Source organism: Micromonospora zamorensis, from assembly GCF_900090275.1.
Lineage (GTDB): Bacteria > Actinomycetota > Actinomycetes > Mycobacteriales > Micromonosporaceae > Micromonospora > Micromonospora zamorensis.
The window spans coordinates 4,442,710-4,454,925 of record NZ_LT607755.1 but is presented as its reverse complement, the minus strand read 5'-3'; the positions used below and the strand labels follow the sequence as shown (position 1 = coordinate 4,454,925).

The window sequence follows — 12,216 nt, the reverse complement described above, 5'->3', positions numbered from 1 at the left end:
GCCGTACGTCGCGACGAGTCGGTCGCCGGGCATTCCCGCCGGCGACCTCAGTGGCATCCGCGCGCCCTCTGCGTGCCGCCTCCTATCCGGCGGCTTCCTTGCCGGCGGTCTTCCGTCCGGTGGTCTCTTTCCTGCGGTCTTCCTTCTGGCGGTCCCCTTTCCGCCGGTCTCTCTCGTGTCTCCCCGGGCGCGAGCGCCGGCTCTCCCGGAAACGCTGACCCGGCCCACGGCAGCCTTGCGGCCCCCCTTTCCCCATGATCCTGCTCCGCATTCCGTGATCACTTGATCATGGCTCGCTGGGGCGACGGGAGACTGGCGCGGGTGGCGGGGCGGGGTGACCCGCGCCGGGGCCGCTGGGCGGTGGCACCTGACGCAGCGTGGGGCGGCGGTCCACCGACCGCCGCCCCACACCTGGACCTGCGTTGTTCAGCGCGCCGCCCGGTCGGCCAACAGCCGTCGTGGGTTCCAGCGCAGCAGCCGGTACCGGGTCCGCCCGGTCAGCGCCGCCATTCGACCGGACGTGTCCGCCATGCCGGTCCTCCACCGCAGCAGCACCGACGGCGGCAACACGGCGGCGAGGATGCGGGTCCGTCGGTCCGCCCGTGCGGCGAGCGCCCCGCGGACCGTGCGCAGCGCCGGCAGCAACCGCTCACCGGTCAGCGGATCCCGCGCGTAGCGGGCCCGTTCCTCCGCCTTGCCGAGCAGCCGCGCCGACTCCACGGCGGCGGTGTCGTCGCTGAGGGTGTCCCGGATGAGCCGGTCCGCGGTCGCCCTCGGCGTCTCGGTGAGGTCGACCGGAACCCGGAAGTCCACCAGGGTGTCGAGCAGCTCCGCCCAGGCGGCGTGCGCGTCCGCGCGGGCGCGGTTGGCGTCGGCGGCGACCGTGACCAGGCGGGTCCCCGGCTCGGTGCCGTCGGCGACGGTGGTGGCGGCCACCGTGGCGCTCGCCGCCCGGCCACCGCGTCGGCGCCGCAGCGCGACCCGGCGCAGAGCAGGCACCGCCAGGAGCAGCAGCAGGGCCAGCACGCCGGCCGCCCACCAGGGCCAGGTCGGCGGCTGTTCGTCGGGCGTCGTTCCGCCGAGGGCAAGCCCCTCGTCGGTGTCCCGGTCGGCGTTGTCCGGGCCGGCCGGCCCAGCTGAGGCCTCGGGGCCCGTCGGGGCGTCCGTGACACCAGTGCCCGGGGTGGTCGGATCCGGTGCGTCGGTGTCCGGTGCCCAGGCCGACCGGGTGGAACCGGGCACCCCGGACGCCGGGGTGGCGTCGAAGGGCACCCAACCGAGGCCGTCGAAGAAGACCTCGGTCCAGGCGTGCAGGTTGAGGTTGGTCAGCGTGAAGGTGTCACCGTCGCGCTTGCTGCCGTTGGTGAAGCCGAAGGCCACACGGGCTGGGATCCCGGCCGCGCGGACCAGCCAGGCCATCCCGGCGGCGTACTGCTGGCAGTAGCCGACCTTGTTGGTCAGGAAGTTGACGATGTCCTGCCCGCTGCTGCCGCTCTCGGTGCTCAACCGGTAGCTGAACCCGTTGTCCGCCGAGAAGTGCTGGTAGATGGCCAGCACCCGGTCGTAGTCGGTGCGCTTGCCCTGGACCAGCCCCTTGACCAGCTCGTCCACCTCCGGCACCCGCTCGGGGGTGGCGGTCAGCTGCCGGCGTACCGGGTGGTCGGCCGGGAGTGGCTGCGCGGCCCGCAGCGCCGCCGGAGTGTATGTCGAGCGGACGTAGTCGAAGGAGTACTTGCGGCCCCGGGAGTTTTCCCGGTTGGAGAAGACGACCTGCTGGTTGGGGTCGTAGAGCCAGTTGCCGTTGAGGTCCTCGGTGCGCACCGGCTCGGCGTACACCGGCATCAGCGACATGCTCAGGCTCTTGGTGACCTCGACGGTCGCCCGGTAGGTGGTCTGCTGCACGCCCCGACCGGCCCGTTCGGCCGGGTCCGGCAGGTCCCGGTTGGCGGGCCGACCGCTCGGGCTGCGCGCCTGGAAACCACCCGGGCGCAGCTCGTCGGCGACCGCGTAGCGCAGGTAGAACGGGCTCTGTTCGGACGTGGTGACCTTGACCAGATCGGCCACCTGGGACTGGTTGAGCTGGCCGGCGAGCGAGGCGAACAGGTCGATCCGACCCGATGTGCCGCCCGAGCCGGTGCCGTTGCCGTTGCCGTTGCCCGAACTCCGGCTGAGGGAGTCGAGCAGCCCGCCGGTCATGCCGGGCACCGCCAGCGGCAGCAGCACCGCCAGAGCCACCCCGACCGCCGCGAGCCGGCGGCCGGCGGACGCCAGCGGCGAGGCCTCCCACACGTCGACGTCACGGCCGTCACCGGTGAAGCGGCGCCCGAAGCGGCGTACGCGGTCCACGTTGTCGGTGACCAGCAGCCAGAGGTAACCGGCGGCGCCCACCACGAACGGCACCGCGGGGACGCTGTCCACGTAGACGGCGACCGGCACCGAGTAGATGGCGAGCATCGGCAGCCCCGCCAGCGCGGGTCGGCGCAGCCCGACGGCCAGTACGTCGACCAGGACGGCGACCCCACCGACGCCGAGCACGGTGATGAACAGCAGCGGGTCGGTGTCGGGGACCTCGACGCCGTACGAGCGCATGTCCTGCATGGAACCGGCGAGCAGATCGTTGAAGTGCGCGAGCGTGCCCGGCGTGGGCAGGACGGCGAGCAGCTCCGCGCCGCTGGGGAACAACCAGGTCAGAGCAAGGAGCAGGCCGGCCAGCATGCCCAGCACCTGACCCCACAGGGGGGCCCGGGCGAGGCGGGTCAACGCGGCCACCCCGGCCACCACGGCGACCGCGATGACGGACTGGATGAGCCACGTCCAGCTCTGGAAGATGGCCGACAGCGGCGCGGCGGCCAGCAGGGTGGCCGTGGCCGCCACCAGGCCGATGTTCCGACTGGCGATCATGAGGGGAACCTTCCGTTCATCGCACGCCGCCGGCCACCGTCTCGGCCAGTGCGGCGCGAAGCGCGAAGCCCTGGGAGCCCCGGCCGGCCTGCGGCCACAGCGCGGGCAGTCGGCCGCCGTGGTCGACACCGACCACCCGCCAACCGCTCTGCAGCATGGCGAGGACGGCGGCGGCGTGCGCGCGTTCCGCCTCCGCACGGGCCTTCTCCGGCAGGCTGAGCCAGGTGGAGCTGTTCAGCAGGAAGCCGACGCAGGTGGCGCCGTTGCCCCGCAGGCCGGCCAGCAGCTCGGCCTCGGCCACGCTCACCGTGCCGAACAGCCCGATGATCAGACCACCGTCGGCGCGTTGGCGGACCCGTTGCACGAGGTCGGTCAGCTCCGCGCGCTGATCCAGTCGGACCTCCGCGAGGTGATCGAGCAGCGCCCCGTCGCCGCCGGCCTCCGAGGCGTCGACATCCGCCCCCGAGCCGGTGACCAGGCGCAACTTGTAGCCGGCCTGGCGCAGGTGGACGGCGATGCTCGCGGCGGCGGAGACGGACCACTCGAAACTGGCCGTCGGCCCCTCGCCGCGGTGGCCGTACGCGCGGGTGTCCAGGACGACAGTGGCCCGGCTCTCCCACGGCTGCTCCTCGCGACGCACCATCAGCTCGCCGGTGCGTGCCGTGGACTTCCAGTGCACCCGGCGCAGGTCGTCGCCACGCCGGTATTCCCGGGTCGCCGCGTCGTCCTCGCCGTGCACCGCCACCGAGCGGGCCCGGCTGTCGCCGCTGCCCGCGTACTCCCCGGGGAGCCGGACCGACGGCAGGGCGGTGACCTGCGGGATGACCGTCAGGTGGTCGGTGCTGGGGAAGGACCTGGTGAGCTCGCAGAGACCGAACGGGTCGGTCATCCGGACCACCAGTGGGCCCACGTCGTAGCGACCCCGAACGTCGGCACGGACGGTGTACGCCACGGAGGTGGCCTGGTGCGCGCCGAGCCGCTCCAACACCACCCGGGGCCGGCTGCCCAGCGCGTAGGGCAGCCGGTCCTCCAGGAGCAGGGTGCCGGTCGGCAGCCGGGAGAGGTTCTGCAGGCGCAGCACCACCCGGGAGTTGGCGCCGACCGGAACCCGGTGCGGGTCCAGTGAACGGTTGCAGGCCAGCTTGTAGCGGCTGCGCCCGACGTAGGCCGCAGCCAGCAACGGCAGGATGGCCAACAGCACAGCCACCCGGAGCAGGTCCTTCTCGCCCAGGATGGCGGCCGAGATCGCCGCCGCGATGGCGGCGGCGAGGAAGGAGCGCCCGCGGGTGGTCAGCCCGCGTAGCCCGGCACGCACGTCATGGCCTCCGCGGCTCGTAGGGCGCGCGGCCGTTGCCGGTGCCGGTGCCGGGGCGGGTGTCGTACGGGTTGCGCTGCCTGTCGTGTGGCAACGGCAGGCGGTGCACCAGCTCGGAGACGATCGCGTCGGTGGTGCGTCGGGCGAGCTGCGCGTCGGCCGTCGGGATGATCCGGTGCGCGAGCACCGGCACCGCCAGGGCCTGCAGGTCGTCGGGGAGCACGTAGTCGCGACCCTCCAGGGCGGCGACCGCCCGGGCGGTGCGCAGCAGTTGCAGGGTCGCCCGGGGGGAGGCGCCGAGCCGCAGGTCAGGTGCCTCGCGGGTGGCGGTGACCAGGTCGATCGCGTACTGCTTGACCGCGTCCGCGACGTGCACCTGTCGGACGGTGGCGATGAGCTGTCGGACGATGGCCGCGTCGGAGACCGAGCGCAGCTCGTTCAGCGGGTCGGTGGCCCCGTGCCCGTCGAGCATGGCCAGCTCGGCGTTGGAGTCCGGGTAGCCCATCGCGATACGGGCGGTGAACCTGTCGCGCTGCGCCTCGGGCAGCGGGTAGGTCCCCTCCATCTCGATCGGGTTCTGGGTGGCGATGACCATGAAGGGGGTCTGGAGCTGGTAGGTGACACCGTCGACGGTGACCTGCCGTTCCTCCATGCACTCCAGCAACGCCGACTGGGTCTTCGGCGAGGCCCGGTTGATCTCGTCGCCGACCACCAGGTTGGCAAACACGGCACCGGGACGGAACTCGAAGTCGTGCGTCTCCTGGTTGTAGACGCTGACCCCGGTGACGTCGCTGGGCAACAGGTCGGGGGTGAACTGGATCCGTCGCACCGTGCAGTCGATGGACCGCGCCAGGGCCTTGGCCAGCTTGGTCTTGCCGACACCCGGCACGTCTTCGATCAGGAGGTGACCCTCGGCGAGCAGGACGGCCAGGGCGAGCCGCACGGTGGCGGTCTTACCCTCGATGACCTGCTCGATGTTGGCCACGATGGCCTCGCTGGCGGCGCGGAACTCGTCGTGCGGCAATAGGCCGCCCACCTCGTCCCAGGTCTGTTGTGTCACGGGCCTCCTCCTCGTCGCCATGACGGCAGCTCTGTATAGAGCACCTGGACCCGCCGTTGGGTTCGCGACGTCGAGCCTCGTCTGCCGCAGGAATCTCACTGGTCTCTCAGGCTAACCATGTTTGTCGTTATCGCCGACCCCCGCAGGTAGTCCGTCGGTTACGCACCGATATTCGCCATGTCGGGGGACCGGATCCGACCTCACCCCGGGGGCCGGCATGGGCAACGGCGCGCGGGGTACACTGCCGGACATGGCCGGAGTCTTCCTGCTTCTTACCGGGCCGTGCTGATGCGCTGAACGCAGCGACAGCACGGCGGCCCCTCCTGCGCGAGGGGCTTTTTTGTGCCCGCCGCCGGCCCGGCCCGGTGGTGCCGATACGAAGCGAAGCGAAGCGAGGAGAGACGATGAGTGAGGCAGCCGCACCGGCGGGCGACATTCCCCCGTTCCGGTACACCGCGGCCCTGGCCGACGAGATCGAGATTCGTTGGCAGGACATCTGGGCGCGCGAGGGCACCTTCCACGCACCGAACCCGACCGGCCCGCTGGCCGACCCGACCCACCCCCGCGCCGGCGCGGAGAAGCTGTACGTGCTGGACATGTTCCCGTACCCGTCCGGCGCCGGCCTGCACGTCGGCCACCCGCTGGGCTACATCGGCACCGACTGCTACGCCCGCTACCAGCGGATGGCCGGCCGCAACGTGCTGCACGCGATGGGCTTCGACGCGTTCGGCCTGCCCGCCGAGCAGTACGCGGTGCAGACCGGCACCCACCCGAGGACCACGACGGTCGCGAACATCGAGCGGTACAAGGCGCAGCTGCGCCGGCTGGGGCTGGCGCACGACGAGCGTCGCTCGGTGGCCACCATCGACACCGATTTCTACCGCTGGACCCAGTGGATCTTCCTGCAGATCTTCAACTCCTGGTACGACCGTGACGCCGGCCGGGCCCGCCCGATCGCCGAGCTGATCGCGGAGTTCGAGGGTGGCAACCGGTCCACCCCGGACGGCCAGGCGTGGGCCGAGCTGAGCGTCGCCGAGCGCCGCCAGGTCGTCGACGACCACCGCCTGGCGTACGTCTCACAGGCCCCGGTGAACTGGTGCCCGGGGCTGGGCACCGTGCTGGCCAACGAGGAGGTCACCGCCGACGGCCGCTCGGAGCGGGGCAACTTCCCGGTCTTCAAGCGCAACCTGAAGCAGTGGATGATGCGGATCACCGCGTACGGCGACCGCCTGATCGACGACCTGGACACTCTGGACTGGCCCGAGCCGATCAAGCTGATGCAGCGCAACTGGATCGGCCGTTCCACCGGTGCGCACATCGACTTCCCCACCGGGCAGGCGCCGGTGCGGGTGTTCACGACCCGACCGGACACCGTCTTCGGCGCCACCTACATGGTGCTGGCGCCCGAGCACGAGCTGGTCGACCCGCTGGTGCCGGCCGCCTGGCCGGACGGGACGAGGGACGCCTGGACCGGCGGGCACGCCAGCCCCCGGGCGGCCGTCGAGGCGTACCGCAAGACGGCGGCGGCCAAGACCGACGTCGAGCGGCAGTCCGACACCAAGGAGAAGACCGGCGTCTTCATCGGCGCGTACGCCACCAACCCGGTCACCGGCGGGCAGATCCCGATCTTCATCGCCGACTACGTGCTGGCCGGCTACGGCACCGGCGCGATCATGGCGGTGCCGGCTCAGGACGAGCGGGACTGGGCGTTCGCCGAGGTCTTCGAGCTGCCCATCGTGCGCACCGTGCAGCCGGCGGAGGGCTTCGACGGCAAGGCGTACACCGGGGACGGCCCGGCGATCAACAGCGCCGCGCCCGAGCGCGGCCTGGACCTGAACGGGCTGGGGGTCGCCGACGCCAAGGCGGCGATCATCTCCTGGCTGGAGGCGAACGGGCACGGCACCGGCGCGGTGACCTACCGGCTGCGCGACTGGCTGTTCTCCCGCCAGCGTTACTGGGGCGAGCCGTTCCCGATCGTCTACGACTCCACCGGCGCGGCCATCGCCCTGCCGGAGGAGATGCTGCCGGTGGAGCTGCCGGAGGTGGACGACTTCTCGCCGAAGACGTTCGCCTCCGACGACGCCGACAGCAACCCGGAGACCCCGCTGTCGCGGCGGCGCGACTGGGTCGAGGTCGAGCTGGATCTGGGTGACGGGCCGCAGCGCTACACCCGCGAGACCAACGTGATGCCGCAGTGGGCCGGCTCCTGCTGGTACGAGCTGCGCTACCTGGACCCGACCAACAGCGACCGGTTCGTCGACGCGGAGAACGAGCAGTACTGGATGGGCCCGCGCGGCGACGGCGACTGCGGGGGCACCGACCTGTACGTCGGCGGCGCCGAGCACGCCGTGCTGCACCTGCTGTACGCGCGGTTCTGGCACAAGGTGCTGTACGACCTGGGTCACGTGTCGTCGTTCGAGCCGTTCCGCAAGCTGTTCAACCAGGGCATGATCCAGGCGTACGCGTACACCGACTCGCGCGGCAGTTACGTGCAGGCCGAGGAGGTCATGGAGCGCGACGGCGCCTACTACCTGGGTGACCTGACGGTCAACCGCGAGTACGGCAAGATGGGCAAGTCGCTGAAGAACGTGGTGACCCCCGACGACATGTGCGCCGCGTACGGCGCGGACACCTTCCGGGTGTACGAGATGTCGATGGGCCCGCTGGAGGTCTCGCGCCCCTGGGAGACCAGGGCGGTGGTCGGCTCGTACCGGTTCCTGCAGCGGGTCTGGCGGGCCGTCGTCGACGAGCAGACCGGGGCGCTGCGGGTCACCGAGGACCCGGCCGACGGGGCGACCCGCCGGCTGCTGCACACGGTGATCGACGGGGTCCGTGGCGACATGGACGGCATCCGGTTCAACACCGCGATCGCCAAGCTGATCCAGTTGACCAACGGGCTGACCGGGCTGTCGGCGACGCCCCGCGAGGTGGCCGAGCCGCTGGTGCTGATGGTGGCGCCGTTCGCCCCGCACCTGGCGGAGGAGCTGTGGCGCAAGCTGGGCCACGACACCTCACTGACGTACGCGGATTTCCCGACCGCTGACCCGGCGCTGCTGGTGGCGGACACGGTGACCTATCCGGTGCAGGTCAACGGCAAGGTCCGTGGCCGCATCGAGGTCCCCGCCGACACCGCCGAGGAGGCCGTCCGCGCGGCTGCCCTGGAGGCGGTGGCCGCAGCGCTGGCCGGTAAGGAACCGCGCAAGGTCATCGTGGTGAAGGGCCGGATGGTCTCCGTCGTCGCCTGACGCCGCAGGCCCTCACCGGCGTCGATCATGGAGTTGTGGTGCCTGGTTCGCCCCGTGGCAGGGGTTTGATCCCCCACCACAACTTCATGATCGACCCGGGCACGGGCGGTCAGGCCTTCAGCGCGGCCGCCACGATTCCGCGGTGGGAGCTCAGCCAGTTCTGCCAGCTTCGTATTCCTTCGACCGTGCCCTGGTCGCGCAGGCGGCGCATGCCCGGCTCGTCGCGGTCGGTGCCGGCGTCGATGCCCCGCCAGGTGCTCTCGATCTGGTCGAGCATCACGCCCACCAGTTCGGCCCGCGCCAGCGTGGCCGGTGCGGTCGCGGTCGACGCCGCGTCGTAGGCGTCGCTGAGGAGCCGGCAGCGCCGACCCAGCTCGACCGGGTCGGCGCCCTCGCCCAACGCGGCCCAGTGCCAGCCTGCGAACGCGACGTCCTCGATCCGCCGGCCCGGGCCGGCCAGGTCCCAGTCGAGGAAGGCCACCGGCAGTGGCCCGGCGGGGGAGTCCCGGTACACAGTGTTCTTCGGCGACAGGTCGCGGTGGCACACCGTCTCGGCGTCGCCCGCCAGCCCGGTGCCCGCACACGCGTCGTGCAGCCGCCGGATCAGCTCGGCCAGCCGCACCAGCGCCGCGTCGGCGAAGAACGCCGGATCCTCCCGGTCCCGCCACGGCACCCGACCCGCGACGTAGCTGAGCATCTGCCGACCGTGGGCGTCGACGCCCAGGTGGCGGGGCGCGAGGTCCGCGCCCACCCCGGTCAGGTGGCGCAGCAGCGCGCCGACGAAGTCCAGGTTGGCGGGCGGGGTACGTCGTACCGTGTCCCCGATCCGGACCACGTCGGCGACGAATCCGCCGGACAGTGGCTCCCCGGCCGGGCCGGCGGTCGGCTCGGCCACTGTCAGACCGGCATGCGACGGCGTCGGCGCTCGGCACGCCACCACTGGTGGATGAGCACCACGCTGGCGATCAGGCCGAGGCTGGCCGGTGCGGCGGCATACCAGTTGATGTGGCCGGGCGAGCTGACCGCCGAGCCGATCGCCGCGTAGCCGACGGCGGTCGGCGCGGAGGCGATCACGCTGCCGGCCAAAAACGGCAGCACCCGCGCGCCGGTCGTGCCGTAGCCGTAGCTGACCAGCCCGAAGCCGGCGATGGGCAGCAGCCGCACGGTGACCACACCGAACACGCTCTGCCGGGCGAACCAGCCATCGAGGCGGGCCAGGCGACCACGGACCCGTTCGGCCACGAACTCCCGGCCGAGCAGCCGGCCGACAGTGAACCCGATCGCCGCGGCCACCAACGCGGCGCCCAGGGCGTACGCGGCGCCCTCCAGGGGGCCGAAGATCGCGCCCGCGGCGAGCGTGATGAAGGTACGGGGTACCAGCGCGACCAGCAGCAGAGCGCCGCCGAGGATCGCCGCCACCGGGGCGAGGTCGCCCAGCCGGTCGGCCAGCAGCGGCAACTGCTCCGGATCCGGACGGGGCACCAGGAGGAGCAGCAGCCCGCACCCGCCGATCAGCAGCACGAGCAGGGCGAACCGGGCGGCCGACGGTTGCCGGAGCAGCCGACGGACGGCTCGGATCATTGCCGGGCGGCGGCCACCGCGGAGCGGCGCTCGTTGCGGAGCCGGTCGGGCCAGGTGTCGTCCAGCGGAGGAAGCTGGTGTGCCCCGGTGGCCCAGCGCAGCAGCAGGTCGGCCAGGGCGGGGTTGCGGGCCAGCGCCGGGCCGTGCGAATAGGTGCCCAGCAGCTTGCCGCGCCACGCGCCCTCGGTGGCACCATCGTTGCCCACCCCGGCGGTGACCCGGGCCAGCGGGGAGACCTCCGGGCCGAGGTGGGTGCGGCCGCCGTGGTTCTCGAAACCGGTCAGCGGTGGCAGGCCCAGCCGGGGGTCGATCTCACCGGCCAGCTCGCCCACGGCCCGGCTCGGGCCCCGGTCGGACTGGAGGTCGAGCAGCTCCAGGCCGCGGCACTGCACGCCCTTGGCGAAGAACGAGGTGCCGAGCAGTTGGTAGCCGGCGCAGACACCGAACACCACCGAACCCTGGGCGACCGCCCGGTGCAGACCGCCGTCGGCGAGCAGGCGCTGCGCGCCCAGCGCCTGCGGGCCGTCCTCGCCGCCGCCGACCAGGTAGATGTCGGCGGTCGCGGGCAGCTGCTGGTCGGAGCGGACCTCCAACACCTCGACGGGCATGCCGCGTTGGCGGGCCCGGCGGGCGAGGATCAGGGCGTTGCCCCGGTCGCCGTAGGTGGACAGCAGGTCGGGGTAGATCCAGACGATGCGCAGGCTCTCAGATGACACGGTCCAACTCCGCTCGGATGTCCTGGAACGCGGTGTAGTTCGCGATGACCTCCAGCCGCCCGGGCGGGACCGACCGGATCGCGTCGTCGAACGTGCGGACGTGCTGGAACGGCACGTCGTTGACGTCCAGACGGACTGCCAGGTCGTATGCCCGGTCGCCGGTGATCAACACCTGCCGGCCACGGAGCGGGGCGAAGTCGACGTCGTAGAGCCAGGAGGTGTCCAGACCGTCGGGGTCGCGCGCGTTGATGGAGAGCAGGGTCGGGGCGTCGTCGGCCATGTCGAAGGCCTCCAGCCAGCTGGCCGGGTTCTTGGCCAGCAGCAGCCGGATGTTGCGCCCGTCCTTGTCGACCTGCGCGTAACGGCCGGCCACCGAGGTGACGATGCCGAGGCGGGACACCGCGTCGACCGGACGGACGCCGAACTCGGCGGCCACGGCCAGCGCGGTCGCGGCGTTGCCGAGATTGACCTTGCCGGGCAGCTGGAGCGAGACCTTGTGCCAGGCCCCGGTGGGGTCGAGCACCCCCTCGTCCTCGACGACCCAGTTCGGCTCCGGTCGGCGCAGCGGGCAGCCGGTGCACCACCACTGGTCACCGGAGCGCTGGATGGTGGAGCCGCACTCCGGGCAGACCCAGGAGTCGTCGTGCCAGCGCTGGCCGGCACTGAACCAGGTCACGTGCGGCGGGTTGATGCCTCGGGCGGGGTCGCCCGGCGGGGTGGCGGCCCACACCACCAGCGGGTCGTCGGCGTTGGCCACCACCCGCACGTTGGTGTGCCGGACCAGGGCCGCGCGCCAGAGCTGCGCCATCATGGCGACCTCCTTGGCGCGGTCGAGCTGGTCGCGGGAGAGGTTGAGCAGCGCGACCACGTGCGGCTCGGTCGCCTCCAGCACCTGGGCGAGGTAGTGCTCGTCCACCTCCAGCACCGCGTACGGGGTGCTGCCGGCCTTGGCCAGCGCCGAGGTGTGCCCACTGGGCATGTTGGCGCCGAACGAGTTGGTGGCGACCCGGCCGAGCACGCCGACCGCGGCCGAGGTCAGCCGGGTGGTGGTGGTCTTGCCGTTGGTGCCGGAGACGAGCGCGATCGCCCGCCCGGCCGACAGGTGGGCCAGCAGGTCCGGGTCGATCTTCAGGCCGATCCAACCGCCGATCACCGAACCGTCGCCGCGGCCGGCCGCCCGGGAGAGCGCTGCGGCGGTCCGTGACACGGAGCTGGCCACCTTGGCCCGTAGGGGCATTTTCGCGTCGGTCACGCGAGCGAGGTTACCGGACCGCCCGCCCCGCCAGATCGCCGCCGACGGTGAACCGTTCGGCCGTGGTGGCTGCGCGGGCGGCCGGGTGGACCTCCGCCGGACGGAGTCGATCTATGTCGGAAAGCGGACCACGCCGGAGGGCGGTC

Annotated in this window: 8 protein-coding genes; 1 reads left to right on the top strand and 7 read right to left on the bottom strand. The window is 72.3% G+C overall.

Features of this window, described 5'->3' with window-relative positions; genetic code table 11:
* Positions 1 to 426: 426 nt before the first annotated feature.
* From GA0070619_RS19500 to GA0070619_RS19490, 3 genes are read right to left on the bottom strand one after another with little or no spacing between them, the layout of a single operon-like run.
* The gene (locus GA0070619_RS19500; protein ID WP_088949393.1) at positions 427 to 2,901 is read right to left on the bottom strand and encodes a transglutaminase TgpA family protein; all 2,475 of its coding nucleotides are present in this window, start codon (positions 2,899 to 2,901) and stop codon (positions 427 to 429) included.
* A 16-nt stretch (positions 2,902 to 2,917) separates the two neighbouring features.
* Positions 2,918 to 4,216, bottom strand: coding sequence for a DUF58 domain-containing protein (locus GA0070619_RS19495; RefSeq protein ID WP_088949392.1), 1,299 nt, complete (start codon positions 4,214 to 4,216; stop codon positions 2,918 to 2,920).
* A 1-nt stretch (position 4,217) separates the two neighbouring features.
* Positions 4,218 to 5,276 (bottom strand): AAA family ATPase, encoded by a 1,059-nt coding sequence (locus GA0070619_RS19490; protein ID WP_088949391.1) that lies wholly within the window; start codon positions 5,274 to 5,276, stop codon positions 4,218 to 4,220.
* A 404-nt stretch (positions 5,277 to 5,680) separates the two neighbouring features.
* On the opposite strand from GA0070619_RS19490, the gene leuS reads away from it, so the two are divergent.
* Positions 5,681 to 8,521: a leucine--tRNA ligase gene (leuS, locus tag GA0070619_RS19485; RefSeq protein ID WP_088949390.1), complete on the top strand. Its 2,841-nt coding sequence runs from the start codon at positions 5,681 to 5,683 to the stop codon at positions 8,519 to 8,521.
* 109 nt (positions 8,522 to 8,630) lie between these two features.
* Here leuS and GA0070619_RS19480 read toward each other — a convergent pair whose 3' ends face one another.
* From GA0070619_RS19480 to GA0070619_RS19465, 4 genes are read right to left on the bottom strand one after another with little or no spacing between them, the layout of a single operon-like run.
* Positions 8,631 to 9,416 (bottom strand): phosphotransferase, encoded by a 786-nt coding sequence (locus GA0070619_RS19480; protein WP_088949389.1) that lies wholly within the window; start codon positions 9,414 to 9,416, stop codon positions 8,631 to 8,633.
* A 2-nt stretch (positions 9,417 to 9,418) separates the two neighbouring features.
* The gene (locus tag GA0070619_RS19475; RefSeq protein WP_088949388.1) at positions 9,419 to 10,102 is read right to left on the bottom strand and encodes a TVP38/TMEM64 family protein; all 684 of its coding nucleotides are present in this window, start codon (positions 10,100 to 10,102) and stop codon (positions 9,419 to 9,421) included.
* Positions 10,099 to 10,818: a type 1 glutamine amidotransferase gene (locus GA0070619_RS19470; RefSeq protein ID WP_088949387.1), complete on the bottom strand. Its 720-nt coding sequence runs from the start codon at positions 10,816 to 10,818 to the stop codon at positions 10,099 to 10,101. Before GA0070619_RS19470 ends, GA0070619_RS19475 begins: the two co-directional genes overlap by 4 nt.
* On the bottom strand, positions 10,808 to 12,055 hold the full coding sequence (locus GA0070619_RS19465; RefSeq protein WP_088949386.1) for a MurT ligase domain-containing protein: 1,248 nt from the start codon (positions 12,053 to 12,055) through the stop codon (positions 10,808 to 10,810). The genes GA0070619_RS19470 and GA0070619_RS19465 overlap by 11 nt, the downstream gene beginning before the upstream one ends.
* Positions 12,056 to 12,216: the final 161 nt, after the last annotated feature.

Coding starts and splice junctions, on each gene's coding strand:
- GA0070619_RS19500 (WP_088949393.1), bottom strand. CDS start 2,901: ATGATCGCCAGTCGGAACATCGGCCTGGTGGCGGCCACGGCCACCCTG.
- GA0070619_RS19475 (WP_088949388.1), bottom strand. CDS start 10,102: ATGATCCGAGCCGTCCGTCGGCTGCTCCGGCAACCGTCGGCCGCCCGG.
- leuS (WP_088949390.1), top strand. CDS start 5,681: ATGAGTGAGGCAGCCGCACCGGCGGGCGACATTCCCCCGTTCCGGTAC.
- GA0070619_RS19465 (WP_088949386.1), bottom strand. CDS start 12,055: ATGCCCCTACGGGCCAAGGTGGCCAGCTCCGTGTCACGGACCGCCGCA.